The sequence below is a fragment of the Oceanobacillus halotolerans genome (assembly GCF_010993955.1).
Taxonomy (GTDB): domain Bacteria; phylum Bacillota; class Bacilli; order Bacillales; family Amphibacillaceae; genus Oceanibacillus_A; species Oceanibacillus_A halotolerans.
In genome coordinates this window covers 64,744-87,721 of record NZ_WIXL01000003.1, presented here as the reverse complement: position 1 = coordinate 87,721, position 22,978 = coordinate 64,744, and the positions used below count along the sequence as shown (strand labels likewise).

Below are 22,978 nucleotides of genomic sequence, written 5' to 3'. Positions count from 1 at the left end.
TTTAAATGAGGCAGAAAAAAATAGTAGTGGCACTTGGAGGAAATTCAATCAAATCTGGTGATGGTACCGCACGAGCACAGCAAAAAAAGTTAGAAATGACAGCAATTCAGCTCGTTAAACTTATTGAGGAAGGACATCAAGTCGTGATCACACATGGAAATGGCCCTCAAGTAGGGAATATCTATTTACAGCAAGTACAGGCTGAATCTCCACAAAACCCTGCAATGCCACTCGACACATGTGGTGCTATGAGTCAAGGAATGATTGGCTATTGGTTGGCAAATGCAATCGACTTGCGTCTAAAGGAACATGGTATCGCTAAACAGGTTGCACCTATCATTACAAGAGTAGAAGTAGATCCAATGGATATCGCCTTTTTGAATCCTTCTAAACCAATTGGTCCATTTTATTCAGCGGAAGAAGCAAAAGCATTAATGGAGGAAACTGGCGAAACGTATGTAGAAGACGCAGGTAGAGGCTGGCGTAAAGTCGTTCCATCCCCACAACCAGTAGCTATATTGGAACACCCTATAATTGATACGATGCTAGAGCATGACCATATTGTAATCGCTGCAGGTGGCGGAGGAGTTCCCGTCTATTATAATCGCGGAAGGTATGTCGGAATTGAAGCAGTCATTGATAAGGACTTTGCCTCTTTAAAACTAGCTGAAGCAATTGATGCAGATGTGTTAATGATGTTGACGGAAGTGGATCATGCTTATATTCATTTTGGTACCGATAAAGAAGCACCTTTAACCACCATTAGTTCCAAGGCATTACACCATTATATGAAAGAAGATCATTTTGCACCTGGTAGTATGTTGCCCAAGGTACAGGCAGCAATTGACTTTGCAGATTCTAGGGATGAAAGAGAAGCGATTATTACGTCCCTAGAACATGCATCAGAAGCGTTAGATGGTGTTGTTGGAACAAGGGTTATTGCTGAAAGCGTACATGGTTATGCTGGTGCCTATTGATCTAATAGACACCTTCTTTCCATCAATCTTTCTCAAACGCGGTTTTCTAAAAGATTGTTGCTTTTTCAAGTATAAATCTTAATGAATAGTTGGTAGATTATGCGTATTAATTCTGAAATGAAATGTTGTGCTTGTGCTATTACTCGCTCAGAAAGACACTACGCTTTCACCAGGAGCATAAGTGCAACATCTGTTCAAACTTTTCGTTTTCACAGTGTCTACTTTACCGCGGGCGTCTGGTGAGCCTCCTCGAGACTGTCGTCTCTACGGGGTCTCACCGAGGCCTATCCTCCCGCAGGAGTCTCCGTGTCTTTCTTCCGCTGATTTTGTGCTTACCTAATTCTTATTACTGTTATTGTAAAACAATTTGTATATTGGAGTTCAGACACTTGTTTTTACAAAAGGTATAGCAATATTTTCTTTTAATAAAGAACGGAATAGAGCGCCATAGCGGAGGCAGAATACGGAGACTCCTGCGGGAACAGCACGTGTCCGAAGACCCCGCAGGAAGCATTTTTTGCTTCCGAGGAGGCTGAGGCCGTTCCCGCGGAAAGCAAGTATTCTGCCGGAGTGAATTCCAAGCATTCTTCCATCACGAGAAAGAAAGCGAGCAGACCAAAGTTAATGAACACTTTATAGAAGTTGCGACGTTAAAAACGAAAAAAGAATACGAAGAGATCCTTCTCAAAAGGAGTGGTGTTCATGAATGTAGATAGGGATAACAAACGAAAATGGTATCAAGTTGACGTTGAAACGGTTTTAGATGAACTTCAGACAGATGGCACGAAAGGACTGCGGTCAACTGACATCAAACAAAGGAAGGAACAATTTGGTACCAATCATTTAACATAACGAAAAAAAGAATCAAACGTCATGAAGTTTATCAAACAATTTCACGATGTATTGATTTATGTCCTAATTGTCGCAGCCATTATTACGCTCCTATTAGGACACTATATTGATACAGTCGTGATTGGGATGGTTATTATTATTAATGCGACCATTGGATATATTCAAGAAAATAAAGCCGAAAAAGCACTTGATGCGATTAAAAATATGCTTTCTCCTCATGCAAATGTTATTCGAGATGGGGAGCGGAAGGAAATAGATGCCGCTGATTTAGTAGTGGGGGATATCCTCTTATTAAGCCCAGGTGACAAGGTGCCTGCTGATTGTCGATTAATAACTTGCCATCATTTAACTGCTGAAGAATCTACGTTAACAGGAGAATCAATCTCTGTCGAAAAATCTACGAAGCCGATAGAAGAGGAAACAGTGCTCGGTGACCAACTTAATATGGTGTTTTCTGGTACCTCTATTTCGTCTGGAACTGGGATTGGAGTTGTTGTCGCAGTAGGGGACCAAACAGAACTAGGAAAAATTAATCAATCCTTGGCAGCAGTGGATGATCATAAAACACCATTACTAGAGCAAACAGCGACATTTGGTCGTCAATTAACGATCGCGATTTTAGCTATTGGTCTGTTTATTTTTGTTTTTGCTTACTTTTTACGTGACTATAAACTAGGTGAATTAGCACTCTCTGTTATTGCTTTAATTGTAGCTGCCATTCCAGAGGGACTACCAGCTATTATGTCCATTATATTAGCGATTGGTGTCCAAAATATGGTTAAGCGTAAAGCGATTGTTCGTAATCTACCTTCTGTGGAAACCCTTGGATCAGTTTCTGTTATTTGCTCGGATAAAACAGGAACCCTAACGAAAAATGAAATGACAGTTCGGTCAGTCGAGACGACAAATGATACGTATGAAGTAAGTGGGTTAGGGTATTCTCCTGAGGGGAAAATACAACAACATGGTAAAGAGATAGTCATAGACGAGCATCCGCAATTAATGAAATTGTTATTATGTGTACGAACAGCTAATGATTCCAGTCTGACAAAAGATAATGGACAGTGGGTAATGAATGGTGAACCAACAGATGGTTCTTTGATGACATTAGCGGAGAAAGTAAGTGGACAACTACCAAAACTAACTATCACTTCAAAAATTCCGTTTGATTCGGAATATAAGTATATGGCAGTGTTAACGACTTTTTATGGCGAAAATTATATTTTCACAAAAGGTGCTCCAGATCGAATTATTTGATATGGCGACACATGAGGCGACTGACACTTCTTCGACACAAGCTTTTAATCGTAAGAAATGGGAAGAAAAAATGAAGAAACTGGCACAACGAGGAGAACGAGTCATAGGTGCTGCATACAAAAAAGTTGGTCCAAATGTAACAAGTATTGATCATAGTGACCTTCAAGATGATGTCGTGTTCCTTGGCTTAGCAGGAATTATGGATCCACCGAGAGAAGAAGCAATTGCTGCGGTGGAGGAGTGTAAAAATGCTGGCATTCGCGTGAAAATGATTACAGGAGATCATCCTGAAACAGCTTATGCGATTGGGAAACAATTAGGAATTGGAAATGGTCATGGTGCAATTGATGGAAAGTCGATTGACGCACTTGATGACAACGAGCTAAGTGATGTTGTGATGCGTTATGATATTTTTGCACGTACAAGCCCACATACTAAATTGCGGTTAGTCGATGCACTTCAGAAAAATGGTGAGGTTTGTTCCATGATTGGTGATGGTGTGAATGATGCACCATCTTTGAAAAAAGCGGATATAGGAGTTGCCATGGGAATTAAAGGTACCGAGGTTGCCAAAGATGCTTCTAAAATGGTACTGGTTGATGATAATTTCAAAACGATTATCAATGCAGTTGAAGAAGGTAGAAGAGTCTATGATAATTTGAAAAAGACCATTCTGTTTATTTTACCGACAAATGGTGCTGAGGCAATATTAGTAGCTGGTAGCATTGTGATGGGCATGTCTATGGCTTTATCCCCAGTACAAATTTTATGGGTCAATATGATAACGGCAGTCACAATTGCGATGGCATTAGCTTTTGAAGGAATTGAAAAAGGGGCTATGAATAGACCACCACGGAGACGAAAAACAGCGTTACTCAATTCCTATTATCTATTTCGAATCGTGTATGTTTCCCTGATTGTAGGGCTGAGTTGTTTGTACATGTTTACGAACTTAACCAATAATGGATATACACATACAGATGTACAGACGATTGTTCTAAACGCAATTGTGTTTGCTGAAATGGTTTATTTGTTTAACTGTCGAAATGAGCTAGCACCAGCTATTGGGAAAGATTTTTTTGCCAATAAAATTGCCTTTCTGGTATCTGGTTTATTAGTATTATTTCAACTGGCCATCACATATGTACCTTTTTTGAATACAGCACTAGGTACTGCACCAATGGAATTAGCAGAATGGGGATATCCTCTATTACTTGGCATTCTCGTGTTTACTGCAGTAGAAATAGAAAAAGGCATTACCCGAAAAATAAAGCAGACTAGTTAACAGGTAAAAATAGGATTATGGGAACACTTCATCTAAAGGAAAATGTAGAGGGAGTGTTCTTTTTGACTTTTGTACGTCTTGGATATGTTGCAATGAGTGTTCATGTACAAAACGCTTCTCCATCGAAAACAATGACCTATGCAACATTTTCTAAAATGGAAGACCGACAAGCAGCAATTCATAAGCTGGAGCAACTTGCAAACACAAATTTAACGAATTGCTTACGTTTATTACGACATAACCTTGCGCATGATATTCATTTTTTTCGACTTTCATCTAAACTCATTCCATTAGCAACTCATCCTGAATTAGAAGGATGGGATTATATGAGAGCCGTAAAGGATTCATTAATCAGATCAAGTCTTTCCTAGATGAGCATGAGCAATTCAGAGTTGATTTCCATCCAGATCATTTTGTATTACTTAATTCACTTGGAAAGTATGTTTTACAAAATGCTATCCATACATTACGGCTTCATTACAGGTTATTGAAAGGAATGGGGATGAAACAGACACACCGCTGTGTATTACATGTTGGTGGTGGGTATGGTGATAAAGAAAAATGGTCCCGACTGATTTACAATCGATGATTATGCTGGAAAATGATGATAAGGTATTTACCTTATGGGACACGTTATATTTATGTGAAAAGTTGTCGATTCCAATGATTTTTGACTACCATCATCATTTAGCCAATTGTCCAGAGAATGGGAAATGGGAAAAAGCATGGGATCGTGTGTTAGGAACATGGCGTTTATCTGAACTACCAGTAAAGATGCATATTTCCAGTCCACGATCTAAGCAGAAATTTCGTGCACTTGCTGATTATGTGAATTCCGATATGTTTATGGGATTTTTGCGTACCATAAAAGGAAGTGTTAGTGAAATCGATTGTATGATCGAAGTCAAACAAAAAGATGATGCCTTATTTAAATTAATGGAGGATCTAAAACAATATTCAGAGGTGGAAATTATAGATGGTGCTAGTTTTTATATTCACTAATTTGAGCCAACAAAAATAGGGATTCATTGCGGTAAACTACACCATTTTTGGGTATCCTATTTTAGTGTCTTCTAAGATAAAAATGAGGTAGGTGAATATCGTGACTTTATCACTACAGGAAAATGAAATAGTAAGTGAGTTAGCTAGAGCTCTTACAGAGGGTGATCGGGAGGAGTTCCAACAGCATATTAATGAAATACAACCATATGATTTAGCGCAATTATATATTCATTTACCGATTAAATACCGTAATAAATTTGTTCTTTTTTTATCGATTGAACAATTGACAGATGTTATTCAAGAATTGGAAAAAGAAGATCAGTTAGACGTGTTACATAAGCTGGGAATTGAAAAGTCAACAAAAGTGCTAGATTTAATGGAAAACGATGATTTAGCTACATTATTGGTGAATCTTGAGCCAGAAAAGATGGAAGAGCTCTTATCTGAAATGAAAAAAGAGGAGATCGCAGTTGTAAAAAATCTCCTTAATTATCCACCAGAAACCGCTGGTCGTATTATGAACAACCGGTTTGTTTGGATTCAAAAAAAGTATACGGTGAGAGAAGCAGTTGATAAATTAAAGCACTTTGCAGAATTAGCGGAGTACTTAAATTATCTATATGTGATTGATGAGCATAAAAAATTAGTCGGAGTTGTTTCGTATAAAGATTTATTGTTAGCTGATTTGCACGATACAATTGAAAATATTATGTTTACAAGGCTAGTAAAAGTAGATGCTTATACTGATCAAGAGGAAGTTGCAACCTTAATCAGTCGATATGATTTCGTATCAATCCCAATAGTAGATGAAGATAACACCTTAGTTGGGGTTGTGACAGTTGATGATGTAATTGATGTTGTGATTCGAGAAGCAAATGAAGATATTGAAAAATTATCTGCTTCTGGTAAAGCGATTGATTTTAATACAAAGCCATTTGTAGCTGCCTATAGACGTTTGCCGTGGCTAATTTTGTTATTGTTTATCGGATTAGTATCTGGGAGTATAATTAGCGGATTTGAAGATACCCTTGCACAAGTTGTTGCACTCACTTTCTTTATGCCAATGATTGCTGGTATGACAGGAAACACGGGGACACAGTCACTAGCAGTTGTTGTACGAGGATTAATTACCAATGATGTAAACTTCAAACAATTACTGAAGTTAGTGTTTCGAGAATTACGAGTCGGAATCATTATTGGGGTTGTATGTGGTTTGTTAATCTTAGGTATTGCTTATTTTTGGCAGGGAAGTCTTAGCTTAGGGATTGTCGTTGGTAGTTCATTACTATTGACACTCATTATCGGGACTCTTGCTGGAACGATTATTCCGCTTATTTTATATAAGATTAACATAGACCCGGCCATCGCATCTGGGCCACTCATCACAACCATTAACGACATTCTATCCCTACTCATCTACTTCGGCATCGCCACCATCTTCCTTTTGTAGGTGCCTGTCACCACCCGTATTTTGCCGGTTTATGTCGAATGAGTTCTGAGGGTTCTGTATGATGGTTGGATATGGTTTATAATGGGTTTAGAAGAAGTAGAGGTGAGAGAGGGGGAAGGACTATGTTTAGTGCAGGACAAAAAGAAATGAAAGAAATGGATGATTATACGATCAATAGATTGGGGTTACCTGGTGTTGTGTTAATGGAAAATGCAGGTGTCCGTGTGGTCGAGGAAATAATGAGAACGACCGCCAAAATGATCTCATCGAAATCACACACAAATATTGTTGTGCTTGTTGGTGGGGGGAATAATGGTGGTGATGGGTTTGTCATAGGAAGAAGGCTAGTGGATGCAGGCTTTCCATCACATGTATGGCTACTTGCCGATAAAGATCGCTTAAAAGGGGATGCCAAAACTCATTATGATGTATATATGAATCGAGGATTACCAGTATATTCCCTTCATGACCATTCGTTGGATGACTTGCAACAACAACTAACCCAAGCAGATATCATCGTGGATGCAATACTAGGTACAGGGGTTCGTGGTGCGGTACGAGAACCAATAGCAGAAATTATTTCGATGGTGAATCAATTCTCTGGTGAGAAGCCTATTATCGCTGTGGATATTCCGTCTGGTGTGAATAGTGATACTGGCAAAGTAGAGAACATCGCTATTCAAGCATCAAAGACCGTTACCTTTGTTTGTCCAAAAAATGGATTCTTTCTACAAGATGGTCCGCGATATGTTGGGGAGTGGAAAGTATGTGATATTTCCGTACCAACAACGATCGGCAATCAACTCAACACCAAACTACCTGAAATCATAACAGAACAAAAAGTGAATGCTTCTCTTCCAAAACGTCCACCTCATGGACATAAAGGTACATTTGGACATGCACTTGTAATTGGTGGTTCACGTCACTTTGTTGGAGCACCAATGTATACAGCCAAAGCAGCATTTCATACAGGTGCTGGACTTGTAACAATTGCTATACCAGACTCGATTTACCCAATGATTGCAGCACAAAATCCAGAATTGTTGTTATTGCCGTTACCTGATGAAGCGGGACATCTGATACCTGAAGCGGTGGATACACTCATACCACAATTACCAAAAACCGGTACAATTGCTATTGGTCCAGGTATGAGTCAGTTTTCTAGCGGACAGATGTGGCTGGAAGCACTCTTTTCAAAATTAGATACCCAAACACTTGTGATTGATGCCGATGCAATTTCCTTTACAAGACATCGTTTACAGGACATTCAGGATTATAAAGGAGACATAATACTTACACCACATCCTGGTGAAATGGCTAGACTTATGGACACAACTGTCGCTGAAGTCGAAGCAAATCGACTTGACGTGGCCAAAACATTCGCTCAAAAATATGGCATCTATGTCCTGTTAAAAGGTCATCGTCCGATTATCGCTACACCATCTGGGACACTGTACATTAATCCGCATGGCCATGATGCACTCGGAAAAGGTGGGAGTGGTGACATCTTAACAGGATTAATTACAGCTTTTCTTGCACAAGGTGTCTCACCACTGGATGCAATGATTAGTGCTAGTTATCTTCATGCTAGGTCAGCAGAAGAAAAAGCAAAAAAACTATCTCATTTTGGTGTAACCCCTATGGATGTTATAGATGGGGTAAAAGTGTTGTTAAATAGGATTACATCTTAAATTTTTGTTAGGTTTTGCACCCTTAATAATTTCCTGAAATAATTAGACAAGTAATAAAGTAATACACTTTCTGGAGATAAATGTATGAAACTGAAGTCATGTAATAAACAAAGGGAGCGATGGATAGCAGAAAGAGGATTCATTCATAAAACTAGATGTGGTTTGATATTTACTTTACGTGAAATCAAAGTAACCAAACGCATAACCATCGGTAAATGACTATTTACCTAATTAGGTATAGCGCACCTTCAGGGTTACTTTTAGGAATTATCCGAATTTTGTCGAACTTTTTAGAGGAAATAGTTTAGTCCATATAGAATACATATAAGAGTGAATGATGAAAATTTACGAATAATTTGAGGGGGACATGAACTTGGGTAAACGACGTATAACGACAGAGGATTTAACGAGATTGCGCTTTGTAGGGGATCCTATTGTTTCGCCAACAAAGGAAATCGTTGCGTATGTGTTAACGGAAATGAGTAAAGAAAAGGATGGGTATTTCTCGTCTATTTACCTAACAACACTAGATGGAGAAAACCGACAATTAACCTATCATTATGATGATACTCGTTTAATTAAAGATACAACACCAAAATGGTCTCCAGATGGTACTACACTTACCTTTCTATCTAATCGAACAGGCCGTAATCAAGTGTGGCAGCTGCCTGTTGAAAATGGTGGGGAGGCAAAGCCGTTAACTTCCATAGCTGGAAATGTCGTGGAGCAAACATGGTCTCCAGATGGAAAGCAATTAGCTTTAACAGTAGAAGAAAACCCAGAAGAGGAAGCTTCCAGTGATGTGAAAGTGGTGACACGCCTCCGCTATAAAGCAGACGGGACCCATGACTTTTTAGAAAAGCGAAAACATATTTACCTATTTAACCTTGAAACGAAAAAGGCAACGAAGATTACTAATGGAGATGTTGACTTTTTGAATGTCTGTTTTTCACCAGATGGTACGCATTTGTTATTTGTAGGTAGCAAAGAAGAAGATGATGAACTAGAATATATTCCTTCCATCTGGAAATACGACTTAACAACAGAAAAAGAAACACTATTTTATAAAGGGAAAGGTGCTATTAATTCAATTTCCTATGCACCAAATGGGAAATGGGTAGCCTTTATTGGCCATGATAAAGGGGAGAACATGGCATATGGTGTGCATGTATGGGTGATTTCAACCGAAACAAAAGAAACCGTGAATGTTAGTGGCTCACTTGATCGTTCTGCTGAAACAATCGTTCGAACTGATATTCAATATGACACAGGTGCACCTAGTGTCGTTTGGGATGAAACAAGCTCCAGCATTTATTTTGTCATTACGGATCATGGAAGTGTCCAGCTTTACCAAACAACACCTGAAGGGTCTGTTTCAGGACCTTTAACAGAAGATAAACATCATATTACATCATTTGATCTGATTGACCAACAAAATGCGGTATTAGTTCAAGGACATCCAGAATCTACAGGTGATGTGGTACTACAATCATTAGAACAGGTTGATGCTAAAAAACAACTAACCAATTGGAATAAGCACCTTTATGAGGAAGTGGAAATTTCTACACCAGAACATTTTTCTTTTAAAAGTGTCGATGACCTTGAAATTGATGGATGGTTCATAAAACCAATTGGACATGAGGATGGAAAAAGATCCCCACTGATTTTACAAATTCATGGTGGACCTCATTCCTCTTATGGATTTGGATTACAATTTGAATGGCAATTAATGGCTGCCAAAGGCTATTGTGTTTTATATATGAATCCAAGAGGTAGTAGAGGCTATGGACAAGCATTTGCTGATGAAGTGTTAGGTGATTGGGCAGGCAAGGATTATGAAGATCTAATGAATGGTTTAGATTACGTATTAGAGAAGCATTCATTTATCGATCAAGATCAACTGTTTGTAACAGGTGCAAGTTATGGTGGCTATATGACCAATATGATTACGACAAAAACAAATCGGTTTAAAGCTGCCATCACGCAAAATTCAGTTACGAACTTATATAGTATGTTCGGTACTAGTGATATCGCCTTTTACTTCAATCGCTTTGAATTAGATGTTCAGGATTTGTGGGAAGATGAAGAAAAAATTATGAAGTTCTCCCCAATTCGATATGCACCAAATGTGAAAACACCAATGCTTATTCTTCATAATGAAAAAGATTACAGGTGTCCAATGGAACAGGCGGAACAATGGTATTTAGCATTACGCCGGCTAGGAGTCGAAACGAAATTTATCCGTTTTCCTGAAGAAAGTCATGGCTTGTCGGCAAAAGGAAAACCTGTACACCGTCAAGAACGTTTAGATTACATTATTGAATGGTTTGAGCAATATCGAACAACTACCGAAAAGTAGTATGATTTCCCATGTCAACGAGTACCTTGTGAAGTGCAAATAATAAAACGAGGGAACAACTAACAAGACAACCTATTTTGGAAAAAAGGGAATAAGTTTACTTCTCTGTGACTGGATGAGTAAAATAAGTTGCAATAAAGTAATTGAGCCTGCTTCTCTATGTCCAAACAAGAATGGAAAATGATGAAGAAGTAACCGAATAGCCTTCTCAGTGACTAATTCATGTTAAACATTCATAAAAAAGTAACAGAGAACCTTGGTCAGTAACTAAATTGATAGCAAAAGTCACAAAAAGGTAATAGATCACGCTTGTTGGAAGAAGTCTGTAAAGCATTGAAAAGTTAACCCGTGTGTGTACTATTGACACTCCTAAAGTATTACCTTAATAGCCAGTTTTTGTTTTTCTCTCTAAATTACAAATACACTTTCCCAATACAGGACAAACTAATGATATACATCTAACTGTAGAGGAGTGACATCATGTCCAATGAAGAAGTAGAGGGAAATATTATTGCTGGGACGTTTGATCAACTACGTGATGAGTTTACGGTAGAGCGCGTTAAACATTTTACCACACAATCAACGCTCAATAATAAGCAATTAGATGCCGTTTACAATTATTTAGACAAACGAAAGGGAGAGGTAGATGGTCAGGTGCTCACATTATTTGATCAATTACCTGTTCAATTAACCCAGGAAGAAATCCATGATTTACTCGATGATCTCAAGCAAATTCGAAACAAACAACACCACCTGCGTGAGGATATGTAATCCACTTCAGGTGGTGTTGTTTTCTTCAGTCTTCATCATCTTCCTCTAAATGGTCACTTAAAAATTGCATCCGTTCGTTAAATAGTGTTGGGTAGGATAAATAGCCTAGCATGATGCTGGTAACAACTGCTGTAGTCAACAGTAAGAATAAGATGAGTAACTGGAACATGACAGCTTGAACTGGGTCAGCACCAGCAATAATTTGACCACTCATCATCCCTGGTAATTGTACAAGTCCTATCGTTTTTTGGCTTTCAATGGTTGGGATGGTACTTGCTTTAATGGAATTCAACAACTGTGTTCGAATCGCTTGTTTTGGTGTTCCGCCAAGTGTTAAGATCAATTCTGTTTGATCTTGATGGGTTGTCATTTCCGATGTAAATCGATTCAAAAATAAGATGGATAGAACCATGGAATTCCCAACAACCATCCCGCTGATTGGAATAATATATTGAGCAGTAGCCGGTGTAATACCTAAACCGAGCAATATACCTTGCGTTAGCACCTCTACAAAAACAAAAGTTACAATTAATTTCCATGTGATCCCTTTAATGGAGGCACCTTTTTTCCGCGCATTTTGTGTAGCAGCTGCAATCATTAATAAGACCATCAGAAATATATAGATGAGCTGTTCTGCATCAAATACAAACTGCAACACATACCCAACTGCAAGCAATTGGATAATCGATCGAACAGTAGCAATGAGGGTATCCTTTTCTAACCCTAATTTCAAGGTCTTGGATAAAACTAGTGGGATCACAACAAAGATCAGGGTGATCGCTAACGTAAGATAACTCACTCTACTTCACCCCTTACAAAGTTTCGTACTCTCTCGTTCGTCGGTGCTTCTAATAGTGAACTTTCTCCTGTTTCGACTACTTCTCCTTCCATCATGACCCACGTATAGTCTCCGATGTCTAATGCCTGTTGTAGATTATGGGTAATCCAGATAATGGTTGTACTAAACTCTTTATTAATTTTTACAATCAGTTCTTCAATATCTTGTTGGGACACACGATCAAGGGAAGAAGTGATTTCATCCAGTAACAGGATTTCTGGCTTATTCACCAATGTTCGTGCAATCGATAATTTTTGTCGCTGTCCACCAGATAAATCCTTTATGTTACGAGATAAAAAGCTTTCATCTAAGCCAACTACGGTCAATAACTCCTTTGCGCGTTCCTCGGGTAATTGTTTTCCTTGTAAAATCATCGGAATCGATATGTTCTTTTTAACCGTACCACTTAACATCGTAGCTTGCTGGAGCGCAATCCCGACAAACCGTCGTAACGTTACAGGATCATAGTCGTCAATCTTTTTACCGTTAATGAGAATTTCACCGGAATCAGGTGATTTTAACCCATTACAGAGCTTGAATAACGTGGACTTCCCAGCACCTGAAGGACCAACTAATGTTGTGATTTTTCCTTTTGGAAAGGAACCGGTTATATCGGTTAAAATGGTGTCTCCATTAACGGAATAGCTCACATTTTTAAACTGGATGGCTGCTTCAAGTGACAACATGCTCACTTCCTTTATGTCCGAGGGAATTCCCCGTAATACTAAAACAGCTTAATATTGTTGTTCATAGGTGTTTACCTCAAATAAGTCGATTAAATCAATATCTGGATGTTTGTCTTGGAACCAACGTAGGGCAAAATCATTTTTAAATAATACAACAAAGTTATCTTCACGATCGCGTACTAGCATGTTCCGTTCGTCAAAAAGAGATTCATCAATTTGTTCACGTTTAACCCAGCGTGGGATTCGTTCCCCAATTGATTCAAATACTACTTCTACATTGTACTCATTTTTCATGCGATATTGAAATACCTCATATTGCAGTTCACCCACTGCTCCAACAATATAGGATTCTGTGTGTGCCTTTTTGAATAGTTGAATAGCACCTTCTTGCACAAGCTGTTCGAGACCTTTTTTAAATTGTTTGGATTTCATCACGTTTTTAACCATCACTTGCTTAAATAATTCAGGGGGAAATTGTGGTAATTCGTTAAATTCGTAGGTTTCTTTTCCCTCTATGATTGTATCCCCGATTCGATATACATTTGGATCATAAATACCAATAATATCTCCTGCATAGGCTTCTTCAATGGTGTCCCGTGATGAAGCAACAAATTGCTGTGATTGAGCGAGTTTTATTTGCTTATTGGTCCGTGCGAGTTTTACATTCATGCCTCGTTCAAATTTTCCAGAGCAGACACGTATAAATGCGACCCTGTCACGGTGTTTGGTGTTCATGTTTGCTTGAATCTTAAAAATGAATCCAGAAAATTCTTCTTTCTCAGGGCTAACAGGACCATCTGTTGCTTGTCTTGGGGTAGGTGCTGGTGCCATGGAGATAAATGTATTGAAAAACGTTTCCACACCAAATGGTGCTAATGCGCTTCCGAAAAAGACAGGAGTTTGTTTTCCAGAAAGAACTTTTTCCATGGAAAATTCATCTCCAGCCTCGTCGACTAAGGCAAGTTCTTGTTTTGCATCTTGATAGGTTGCATGTGTTACCAGGTCCTTATAAGTGTCTTGCTCTAGTTCATCATATGGGATATAGCTTTCCTCTTCATTCCCGTTATATTGAATGAATTGTTCATGATGCCGGTCAAAAATACCAAGGAAACGCTTGCCCATCCCTGCAGGCCAGTTCATTGGGTACGTTTCGATATCGAGCACTTCTTCAATTTCCTCTAATAATTCTAGTGGTTCTCTTCCTTCACGATCCAATTTATTGATAAACGTAAAGATCGGAATCCCACGCATCCGACATACTTTAAATAATTTAATGGTTTGTGCTTCGATTCCTTTTGTCGCATCTATGATCATGACAACACTGTCTACAGCCGTTAACGTGCGGTATGTGTCTTCACTGAAATCTTCGTGGCCTGGTGTGTCTAAAATATTGACTTGATATCCATTATAAGGAAAATTCATTACACTGGAGGTAACCGAAATCCCACGTTGCTTCTCAATTTCCATCCAGTCAGATGTTGCAAATTTTCCTGATTTTTTCCCTTTAACCGTTCCAGCTGAGCGAATTAAATTTCCAAATAACAATAATCTTTCTGTTAGAGTCGTTTTCCCTGCGTCAGGGTGTGATATGATCGCAAATGTCCGTCGTTTGTTTACTTCATCTTGTAGATTCATTCAAAATCCCTTCCTATTATAAATTTTCGTTTTGCTTTATGGATTTGGGATTGTTCACTTACATCGGCATAATTCTCCTTTAATGGCGTTATGTCTCATACCTTCAAACGATAGCAAAGAAGAGGGGGACACGTCAACACAAGTTAAGTCCCATTTAATCAATTACTCTTTTAACAACTGTTTGTCTTTTTCATTAAAATGAAAGGCCTTTAAATCCTCACCTACTAAGTCAAGGTGATGTATTCCTCTTGCCTCATAATCTGGATGATCAAAAACGGGATGCAAATTTCTCGAGATCTCTCTTTGTCACGTGTTAACTGGCAGTAAGCCCCCACTTCAAGACTTCGAAAAACAAGGAAGTATAAGTGGAGGATAACTCCAGTAAAAGGTGGGGATAAAGGGAAAACTCCCTCCAAATGAATTAAGCTTTAAATTTTTTGGCGGATTTCAGTTTCTCAAGAGAAATGCTCCTTATTTATTATCTCCATTTACTATACTACAGATGGTTGGATTCTTGTAATGAAGTCATTAATTTTAACAATTTCTTTTCTTTTGTTAGGCAGATAGGAAAGTATAAAACTCTCCTCCTGCATAAGTGCAACTAAGGCTATCTCCACTTGGCGACAAGCCAAGCTTTCTAATCGGGGGTGATCAAGGCGCTTGCGCTTTTGTTCAAATTTACTGGAGAAATGTATTAGTCTCTATAGTTGGTAACATAAAGTAAATTGTGTATCATATCCTAAAGAAGATGTAGCAATTGTGCTACAACATTCTGGCATTCTTTTTGTTGGATTTTACATTTCAAATAAGGAGTTTTCAAAATGGAAATCAACTTGCTATTAATTGTGACATTATTTCTAATCGGCTTTATTGGGTCCTATATTTCTGGAATGGTTGGAATAGGTGGTTCCATTATTAAGTATCCTATGTTACTGTACATTCCACCCATGATAGGATTAACTGCCTACTCTGCACATGAAGTTTCAGGAATTAGTGCAGTCCAAGTGTTGTTTGCGACAATTGGAGGGGTCTGGGCCTATCGGAAAAGTGGATATTTAAATAAAGTCCTCATTATTTATATGGGTGTGAGTATATTACTTGGAAGTATTACTGGTAGTTTTGGTTCAGAGCTTATGCCTGAAAATGTGATCAACTTAATTTATGGAGTACTAGCTGTTATCGCTGCTGTAATGATGTTCATCCCAAAGAAAGGACTCGATGATATCCCGCTGGATCAGGTTACATCTAATAAATGGCTTGCTGCATTCTTTGCCTTTCTAGTTGGTATTGGTGCGGGGATTGTAGGAGCTGGTGGTGCCTTTTTATTAGTGCCAATTATGTTACTTATCTTACGTATTCCAACTCGGATGACGATTGCAACCTCACTAGCCGTTACATTTATAGCATCTATCGGGACGGCTACTGGGAAAATTTTAACAGGTCAAGTGTTATTCTTACCAGCCATTATTATGATTATCGCAAGCTTGATCGGCTCGCCATTAGGTGCGAAATTTGGACAACGAGTTAATACAAGCATTCTACAGGGCTTCTTAGCTATTTTAATTTTAGGGACAGCTATTAAGATTTGGATTGATATTTTAAGTTAGGAAAAAGGAAATGGTTATTTGCAACAGTAGCCGATGTTGAGCTTTTGAGCTTTTGAGTAGTGGTTGTCGAGCGTTGTAAAAAAATAAATCTAGCAAAAATCGATTTTTCCGCTATAATAATACTAGTTATTGAAAATAGAATAATAGGGAGCAAACAACATGAAAACGATCATAAAATGGTGGGGTATATCGTTCATCATACTGGCTAGTCTATTAGCTTGTAATGAGGACACAAAATCAGATGACAGAAAAGCCATAGAAGAAGACACCGTACAAGCAACAGATTTCAAGCAACAGGAAACAACTGTAGATACACAGGGAGAAATTGCAACAGAGGAACAAGAAGCACAAGCACCTGTAACAATAACATCTGAAAGTGAAGCCTATTTAGATGGCAATGATGTGGCAGCAAAGCTAACTTATGAAAATGAAGAATGGATCTATACAACGATAGGGGAAGCCGTTACAGTGACCAATAAACGTGATGATCAACAATCCTATGAGATACGATTCGATAACCTAGAGGAATATGAAAATGTTGCTGCATTAACTGTCAAAGGGGATTGGATTTATTATCTATTAAGTGGATCAATTTGGAAAATGCAGTTAGATGGAAGTAATAAACAGGAAATCTATCCAAGTGGAAGGGTAGTAACCTTTATAGTGGATGAGAATGCCATTTATTTGATTAATAATGATCAATTTCCAGGTAATGCCAAAAAAGACATCCTTTATCGTGTTGATTTAGATGGGAACAATGAACAGCAACTATTCGAAAGTCCAACAGAACAATTAATGACAACACTTGTGATTTCCGATGGTTACTTATACATTCAAACCGATAATGTGGAAGAAACAAAAATAAAACGGATCGATTTAGCTAACCCACTAGAAGCAGAAGACTTCTTTCCATTGTCAGGTATAACAAATGACTTGCAAATGTATCAGGATAAACTATATTTTATGGAAGGGAATATGTTTAAATCGATAGATGAAGTAGATCGAAAAGAGATTTTGGAAGAACCAGATATGTCAGGATTCAAGATATTTGATGATCAATTATTTTATGTTACAACAACCGATACACAGGAAGAAATTATCCGATACGATTTTGAAACACAGGAGAAGACCGTAATTGTTCATAGTACAAACTTTATAAGTGATTTTAGTGTGACATCCAAAGAAGTAAAGTATCTGGAACTTGGAGACGATTTACTTTATATAGAATCCTATTAATAGAAACGCCACCAGTCGGAGTATAAAAGGCTGGTGGCTTTGTATTAATTTACATTATATAGGTCATATGGGCAACTATCACACCCAACTTCTTTCCGTAAAAATGTCATATCTTTAATAAGAATTCGTTTGACATGATCACTATCAATCACATTTTTATTTCGGAGGTCTCTTAGGGTGCGATTGACACTTTCACGGGTGGTAGCACAAAATTGAGCAAGCTCCTGGTTCGTTAGTGGTATATCAATTAAAATACTGCTATCTCGTTTTTCCCCATAACTATTTGCGAGACGGATTAAGGTGGAATAAATGGCGATTTTTACCCCATTAAAAAATAGATCTTTCAATTGATATTCAAATTTTTTCATATGATTACTAGTAAGTTTCATAAATTCAAAGGTTAATCTGCTATCTGCTAGAAGCCTTTCCTTTAGTCTATCTTTATTAATCACTAATACTTCGGCGGGTTTTAGAACGGTAGACGTATGAAGGTATTTGGGATCATCATTAAATACAGATATATCCCCAAGCATGTCACCTTGTTGGCACAATCGTAGTACCAATGTCCCACGGTCTTCTGTTTCCATACTGATCTGTATCAGACCTGATTTTATGAGGAATAGATGATTTGCACTCATGCCTTGCTGAAACAAATGTTCATGCTGTGTATAGTGGGTAAGTGTTCCAATATGATGTAAGATAGCATTTAATCGTCCTGGTATAGAATGTTGGGTACAATTACTTGTTGCTTTTAATTCGGTATTCATAACAAGACCTCCTTTGTTAAATAACAATTTCCTATCCTTTATGGGTATAGTTTAGCTTGTTGAAAGGTTAGACAGTATGATAAATCGCACATTTTGAATACCCAACATTGACAAATCTATGATGCTATCGTGAATGTATTGTGAACATGTGAGGCTTTGTCACGCACAGGAAAAGTAGATATTTTGGTTAACAACGCAGGAATTGCGGGAAATGAGGGACCGTTCCATGAAATATCTATTGAGAAATGGCAGCGTACACAGGATATTAATTTGACAGGTACTTTCCTTGGCATGAAGCATGTGATTCCAAACATGTTGGACAACGGTGGGGGATCAATTGTAAATATTCCTTCAATAGCTGGATTAACTGGTGGGAGTGGCGCAAGTTCTTACACTGCATCAAAAGGTGCTGTAAGATTACTGACAAAGGCAACAGCCATTGACTATTCAAAGAACAATATTCGTGTAAATTCCGTACATCCTGGTTATATTGAAACACCAATGACTTCCCTATGAATTCACGATGGTGTATATCACCTCTGTTCGTTTCCACTATTAAACTTCAAAACATGTTTTGTCCAACCCCCGAATACTATTATAAAAAGGAGTTTCATAGACAATTGATGATGGACATCTTGTTGTCGGAAACTTTTCAGGAGGGGGAGTATTAATGCTGCAATCCATTCTAGAAATAGTTACTAGTGAACAACAGGCGGAATCCATATTATCAAATCCGATTATTGAACTCATTTTTGCAGTTTTATTTGCCACATTTTTCATTACGATTCTGATTCACTTTCTTTTATTTAAAAAGCTTAATAAAATAAGAAATTACCTAAAAGACACAAATCGGATGGATATGGAACCACTTAATACGTTTAAAGAACAGTTTGATCATCGAAATCAAGCTGAATCCGTCAAAGCCGAAACGTTTGTTCAAGAGAAATTTTCCAGCTGGAGAGTATTTAACGTGCCAGTTGTTAATCTCATTAAAATGGTTCAAATGACAGTTTCCGTTTTTATATTAATAGGGGTATTGGGAACATTTATTGGCTTAACCATGTCCTTAGGAAGTATTAATGCAGATGGCGATCAATTGGTCGAAAATGTAGCTGCTGTTTTATCAGGAATAGATGTAGCATTTTATACGAGTATTGCAGGTATGGGATTCTCGTTAATCATGACCATCCTTATAAAAGTATGGAATACAGAACATCTGCTTACCGATATTATGCTAAAAGTAGAATCTATTCTAGAAGGAAATGAACAAGATGGGATGAACCGGCTAATTGATGCTTCTGAAACCATTAATCAATCGATTTTGCAGCTTCAACAATCAAATCAGCAATCGCTAGGTAAGATCGAAAAGGCATTTCAGGGGTTTCAGGAATATACATCTGGTCTACAGCAATCAGCAGCTGATTTGGCTAAATTTAATGAGGGGCTTACTAAAAATCTACAGGAATTTCAGGAACTGTTCCACAATATGGAGGAAGTGACAGATGGGTTTGGGGAAGCTACAGAAAAGCTGAACAATAACTTTAGTTCCTTATTTTCCTATTTCAAAAAGATGGACGGTAAAAATGAGCGAATGGCTAAAGCATTTGAAAATACCTATGAACGAGTGAAAGAAGTTTCGACAACCCAAATGGATACACTGCACGAATTCCAGGAATCTGTAGTTGAACTAAAAGACTTTACATCTTCAATAATGGATAGACAGGAATCCACTCAAGCTGTATTTGAGAAAATTCACCAAAAAGGTCAAGATTTAGCGGATAAAATGGAAGCACACAATAATGAGTTTAAGCAAGTTTTTGGCAAAGATCTTGAATCAAAACTAACAGGAATCATCGCTTACTTAGGAGAGCTTTCCAAAGACTTTAATAAACTGGGAGATTCAGTTGTCCAATTACCTGAAGCACTTGACGTCATTAATCGAACACAAGCAGAATATAAGCATCTCTTGTCCGATCGTTTTGAGGAACTAAAGGAATTTAATCGAACATTTAATCAGCATTTAAAAGCACATTCCGAAGACTCGAAGACATTTGAACGACAAATGACGGAAGCAGGAAATTCGTTTGAGAAAATGGGAAGACAGAACAATCAACTAATTCATGATATAAATGCGACTATTACCCAACTAAATAATACATTCCATCAACAGGATCAGCACATGGAAGCGAGTGTCCGTGTATTGAAAGAAACACTTTCTAACTATGTTATGAGTTTAGAGGGAACGCTTGGAGACAAGCTGGGCTCAGTTGTTCGGGATATGCAGCAATCAGCAGAACAGACAAATAATGAAATAAAGAAGGAATTCAAGGAATTACAGCGAACCTATGAAGAAATGGAACAAAACAATGGTCGTCATATGGTCCAAATGCTGCAAGAACTCCGTTGGGAGATACAACGATTAAATCGGCAACTTACTGATTTTAATCAGCAGGCAAACAAAAATGGTACTGGGTTGAGACACAATGACTACTAAATACCAGAAGTTATTTAAAAAGGAACAGGATGAAGGGCATTTTTGGCCATCTTTTACTGATTTATTGACGGTTATCTTGCTTTGTTTTATTTTAATCTTTATAGCGATGATGATTATTAAGTCTTTGCAAATAGAAGAGATGAAACGAACGATTGATCAAATTATGGGAGTGCGTGAACAGCTTGTTAGTAATTTAAAAGCGGAATTTAATGGTAGTGATTCAGATCTAGGTATTGAGGTGGATGAGAAAACAGGTGCCATTATTTTTGATACGGAAATTTTATTTGAATATGATGATTCGGCGTTGAAGGACGAATCCTTTCAATTTTTGGATGAATTTGTTCCAAGGTATCTCGATACGTTGCTTGAAAGTGGATATGAAGATTATATTGCTGAAATCATTATTGAGGGTCATACGGATCGTGATGGCAGTTATTTATACAACTTGGAACTTGCACAAGAAAGAGCGTACAGTGTTGCAGCATATATCCTTTCTGATGACTTTCCTTATCCAAACATACAAGACCAATTGGAAGAAAAGCTGACGGTTAATAGTAAATCCTACACCGATTTTCGCACTGATGAACAAGGAGATTACAGTCCAGCTAAATCCAGAAGGGTAGAATTCAAATTTAGGTTAAAGGATGAGGAAATTCTTGATAAGACAAGAGAGATTTTAGGAGAGTGATATATAGCAATAGTTTTATCACGTGTTAACTGGAAGTAAGACCCCCACTTCAAGACTTCGAGAAACAAAGAAGTATAAGTGGGGGATAACTGCCAGTAAAAGTGAGATAAGTTCAACTAACATTTAGTGGGGGATGAAAGAAAACCCCTACTGAATGAATTTGTCTTTATTAGACCACGCATAAATTCCAGGAAGGAGCCAGGATATGAAAATTACAAAAGTCGAGATATATCAAGTCGCATTTCCGCTAAAAGAGCCGTTTGTTATTTCGTATGCTTCCTTTGATAAAATGCTAGCAATCATTATTAAGGTATACACAGATGATGGTTTCATCGGGTATGGAGAAAGTGTTCCAGATGAGCATGTTACAGGAGAATCGATATATAGTGTTTTTGCTGCGTTAAAGTATCAACTCATTCCGGCAATAATTGGTGAGGATCCCCGAAATATATATCAGATTCATAAACGAATGAATCGTGCCCTAGTTGGAAATGGTGCAGCCAAAGCAGCTATTGATATTGCTTGCTATGACATTCTCGGTAAATTGTAGTCAACTACCAATATATCATTATTAGGTGGTAGAAAAGAAGAACTACCATCTATCCCAAAAGTATTAAGTATAGATGAACCTGAAAGGATGGCTCAACTAGCGAAGAATGCTGTCCTAGAAGGGTATAAGGATATCAAAATGAAGCTTGGAATAGATCCTAAAAAAGATGTAGAGCGTGTAACAGTCGTACGAGAAGCAGTTGGAAATCAAATTCGTATAAGAGCAGATGTCAACCAAGGTTGGGGTACGGTACAGCTGGCACGAGAAATGCTAAAGCAGTTGGAACCTTATCATTTAGTATGGGTGGAACAACCGATTGCCCAATCAGATCGTTCCATGTTTTGTCAGCTTCAAAATGGATCATCTATTCCGTTAATGGCTGATGAAAGTTTTGTAACGATACAAGATTTACGAACATTTGGTGAGCAGCAATCGATTGACTATCTGAATATTAAGCTAATGAAGTGTGGCGGAATTTATCCATCGTATCAGTTTGCAAATCAGGCAGCATTGTTCGGCATACAATGTCAAATAGGATCCATGGTCGAATCGAATATTGCATCTGCTGCTGGATTTCATGTAGCACTTGCTTCTGAAAATGTTGTTTCTACTGAAATTTCTGGACCAACGAAATTTTCAGTGGATGTGGGAAATCTTACGTACAATTTACCTTTTGTTCATTTAGAAGATAAGCCTGGCTTAGGGATCGATATTGATGAAACTGTTTTAATGGACATTAGTGAAAAAGTGGAAGAAATATTTGAGGGGAACTGATATTAAAAAGCTCGTATCTAATTCTATATTAGATACGAGCTTTTTTGATTAAAAGTTTT

At 37.9% G+C, this 22,978-nt stretch carries 18 protein-coding genes and 3 pseudogenes; 16 read left to right on the top strand and 5 right to left on the bottom strand.

What is annotated here, in order from left to right; translation table 11 throughout:
- The first annotated feature begins 5 nt into the window (after positions 1–5).
- From arcC to GHC26_RS05550, 9 genes and pseudogenes are all read left to right on the top strand, one after another.
- Complete coding sequence (gene arcC, locus GHC26_RS05580) at positions 6–977, top strand: carbamate kinase (protein WP_163970281.1); 972 nt, start codon at positions 6–8, stop codon at positions 975–977.
- A 702-nt stretch (positions 978–1,679) separates the two neighbouring features.
- Positions 1,680–1,853 (top strand): annotated as a pseudogene (locus GHC26_RS15885) (cation-transporting P-type ATPase); the annotation flags it as partial.
- Positions 1,851–3,086 carry an HAD-IC family P-type ATPase gene (locus GHC26_RS15880; protein WP_318936990.1) on the top strand — a complete coding sequence of 412 codons (1,236 nt, stop codon included), beginning with the start codon at positions 1,851–1,853 and terminating at the stop codon, positions 3,084–3,086. The pseudogene GHC26_RS15885 and the gene GHC26_RS15880, both read left to right, overlap by 3 nt.
- On the top strand, positions 3,037–4,371 hold the full coding sequence (locus tag GHC26_RS15875) for an HAD-IC family P-type ATPase (RefSeq protein ID WP_226376865.1): 1,335 nt from the start codon (positions 3,037–3,039) through the stop codon (positions 4,369–4,371). The genes GHC26_RS15880 and GHC26_RS15875 overlap by 50 nt, the downstream gene beginning before the upstream one ends.
- 17 nt (positions 4,372–4,388) lie before the next feature.
- Positions 4,389–5,373 (top strand): annotated as a pseudogene (gene uvsE / locus GHC26_RS05570) (UV DNA damage repair endonuclease UvsE).
- A 100-nt stretch (positions 5,374–5,473) separates the two neighbouring features.
- A complete protein-coding gene (gene mgtE / locus GHC26_RS05565) occupies positions 5,474–6,823 on the top strand; it encodes a magnesium transporter (protein ID WP_163970280.1) in 1,350 nt (449 codons plus the stop codon).
- A gap of 122 nt (positions 6,824–6,945) precedes the next feature.
- Entirely contained in the window at positions 6,946–8,514 is a 1,569-nt protein-coding gene (locus GHC26_RS05560; protein ID WP_163970279.1) for an NAD(P)H-hydrate dehydratase, read from the top strand.
- A gap of 373 nt (positions 8,515–8,887) precedes the next feature.
- Positions 8,888–10,873 (top strand): S9 family peptidase, encoded by a 1,986-nt coding sequence (locus GHC26_RS05555; protein ID WP_163970278.1) that lies wholly within the window; start codon positions 8,888–8,890, stop codon positions 10,871–10,873.
- A gap of 480 nt (positions 10,874–11,353) precedes the next feature.
- A complete protein-coding gene (locus GHC26_RS05550) occupies positions 11,354–11,644 on the top strand; it encodes a hypothetical protein (protein ID WP_163970277.1) in 291 nt (96 codons plus the stop codon).
- Positions 11,645–11,669: 25 nt separating this feature from the next.
- Here GHC26_RS05550 and GHC26_RS05545 read toward each other — a convergent pair whose 3' ends face one another.
- From GHC26_RS05545 to GHC26_RS16045, 4 genes are all read right to left on the bottom strand, one after another.
- The gene (locus GHC26_RS05545) at positions 11,670–12,443 is read right to left on the bottom strand and encodes an ABC transporter permease (protein WP_163970276.1); all 774 of its coding nucleotides are present in this window, start codon (positions 12,441–12,443) and stop codon (positions 11,670–11,672) included.
- The gene (locus tag GHC26_RS05540) at positions 12,440–13,168 is read right to left on the bottom strand and encodes an ABC transporter ATP-binding protein (protein WP_163970275.1); all 729 of its coding nucleotides are present in this window, start codon (positions 13,166–13,168) and stop codon (positions 12,440–12,442) included. Before GHC26_RS05540 ends, GHC26_RS05545 begins: the two co-directional genes overlap by 4 nt.
- 48 nt (positions 13,169–13,216) lie before the next feature.
- On the bottom strand, positions 13,217–14,803 hold the full coding sequence (locus GHC26_RS05535; protein ID WP_163970274.1) for a peptide chain release factor 3: 1,587 nt from the start codon (positions 14,801–14,803) through the stop codon (positions 13,217–13,219).
- A 162-nt stretch (positions 14,804–14,965) separates the two neighbouring features.
- Complete coding sequence (locus GHC26_RS16045) at positions 14,966–15,088, bottom strand: hypothetical protein (RefSeq protein ID WP_264175952.1); 123 nt, start codon at positions 15,086–15,088, stop codon at positions 14,966–14,968.
- 536 nt (positions 15,089–15,624) lie between these two features.
- On the opposite strand from GHC26_RS16045, the gene GHC26_RS05530 reads away from it, so the two are divergent.
- Complete coding sequence (locus GHC26_RS05530) at positions 15,625–16,410, top strand: sulfite exporter TauE/SafE family protein (protein ID WP_163970273.1); 786 nt, start codon at positions 15,625–15,627, stop codon at positions 16,408–16,410.
- A gap of 159 nt (positions 16,411–16,569) precedes the next feature.
- Positions 16,570–17,646: a DUF5050 domain-containing protein gene (locus GHC26_RS05525; RefSeq protein WP_163970272.1), complete on the top strand. Its 1,077-nt coding sequence runs from the start codon at positions 16,570–16,572 to the stop codon at positions 17,644–17,646.
- 44 nt (positions 17,647–17,690) lie between these two features.
- Here GHC26_RS05525 and GHC26_RS05520 read toward each other — a convergent pair whose 3' ends face one another.
- Entirely contained in the window at positions 17,691–18,413 is a 723-nt protein-coding gene (locus GHC26_RS05520) for a Crp/Fnr family transcriptional regulator (RefSeq protein WP_163970271.1), read from the bottom strand.
- A gap of 150 nt (positions 18,414–18,563) precedes the next feature.
- Here GHC26_RS05520 and GHC26_RS05515 point away from each other — a divergent pair.
- The 5 genes and pseudogenes from GHC26_RS05515 to GHC26_RS15865 all read left to right on the top strand — a co-directional run.
- Positions 18,564–18,920 (top strand): annotated as a pseudogene (locus tag GHC26_RS05515) (SDR family NAD(P)-dependent oxidoreductase); the annotation flags it as partial.
- A gap of 163 nt (positions 18,921–19,083) precedes the next feature.
- Positions 19,084–20,907, top strand: a complete 1,824-nt coding sequence (locus GHC26_RS05510) for a MotA/TolQ/ExbB proton channel family protein (protein WP_163970269.1) — start codon at positions 19,084–19,086, stop codon at positions 20,905–20,907.
- Entirely contained in the window at positions 20,897–21,595 is a 699-nt protein-coding gene (locus tag GHC26_RS05505; RefSeq protein ID WP_163970268.1) for an OmpA family protein, read from the top strand. Before GHC26_RS05510 ends, GHC26_RS05505 begins: the two co-directional genes overlap by 11 nt.
- A gap of 205 nt (positions 21,596–21,800) precedes the next feature.
- On the top strand, positions 21,801–22,145 hold the full coding sequence (locus GHC26_RS15870; RefSeq protein ID WP_226376864.1) for an enolase-like domain-containing protein: 345 nt from the start codon (positions 21,801–21,803) through the stop codon (positions 22,143–22,145).
- An 87-nt stretch (positions 22,146–22,232) separates the two neighbouring features.
- Positions 22,233–22,919 (top strand): mandelate racemase/muconate lactonizing enzyme family protein, encoded by a 687-nt coding sequence (locus GHC26_RS15865; RefSeq protein WP_226376863.1) that lies wholly within the window; start codon positions 22,233–22,235, stop codon positions 22,917–22,919.
- The last annotated feature ends 59 nt before the right edge of the window (positions 22,920–22,978 follow it).

Coding starts and splice junctions, on each gene's coding strand:
- arcC (WP_163970281.1), top strand. CDS start 6: ATGAGGCAGAAAAAAATAGTAGTGGCACTTGGAGGAAATTCAATCAAA.
- GHC26_RS15880 (WP_318936990.1), top strand. CDS start 1,851: ATGAAGTTTATCAAACAATTTCACGATGTATTGATTTATGTCCTAATT.
- GHC26_RS15875 (WP_226376865.1), top strand. CDS start 3,037: ATGGCGAAAATTATATTTTCACAAAAGGTGCTCCAGATCGAATTATTT.
- GHC26_RS05560 (WP_163970279.1), top strand. CDS start 6,946: ATGTTTAGTGCAGGACAAAAAGAAATGAAAGAAATGGATGATTATACG.
- GHC26_RS05550 (WP_163970277.1), top strand. CDS start 11,354: ATGTCCAATGAAGAAGTAGAGGGAAATATTATTGCTGGGACGTTTGAT.
- GHC26_RS05540 (WP_163970275.1), bottom strand. CDS start 13,168: ATGTTGTCACTTGAAGCAGCCATCCAGTTTAAAAATGTGAGCTATTCC.
- GHC26_RS05535 (WP_163970274.1), bottom strand. CDS start 14,803: ATGAATCTACAAGATGAAGTAAACAAACGACGGACATTTGCGATCATA.
- GHC26_RS05530 (WP_163970273.1), top strand. CDS start 15,625: ATGGAAATCAACTTGCTATTAATTGTGACATTATTTCTAATCGGCTTT.
- GHC26_RS05525 (WP_163970272.1), top strand. CDS start 16,570: ATGAAAACGATCATAAAATGGTGGGGTATATCGTTCATCATACTGGCT.
- GHC26_RS05520 (WP_163970271.1), bottom strand. CDS start 18,413: ATGAATACCGAATTAAAAGCAACAAGTAATTGTACCCAACATTCTATA.
- GHC26_RS05510 (WP_163970269.1), top strand. CDS start 19,084: ATGCTGCAATCCATTCTAGAAATAGTTACTAGTGAACAACAGGCGGAA.
- GHC26_RS05505 (WP_163970268.1), top strand. CDS start 20,897: ATGACTACTAAATACCAGAAGTTATTTAAAAAGGAACAGGATGAAGGG.
- GHC26_RS15870 (WP_226376864.1), top strand. CDS start 21,801: ATGAAAATTACAAAAGTCGAGATATATCAAGTCGCATTTCCGCTAAAA.
- GHC26_RS15865 (WP_226376863.1), top strand. CDS start 22,233: ATGGCTCAACTAGCGAAGAATGCTGTCCTAGAAGGGTATAAGGATATC.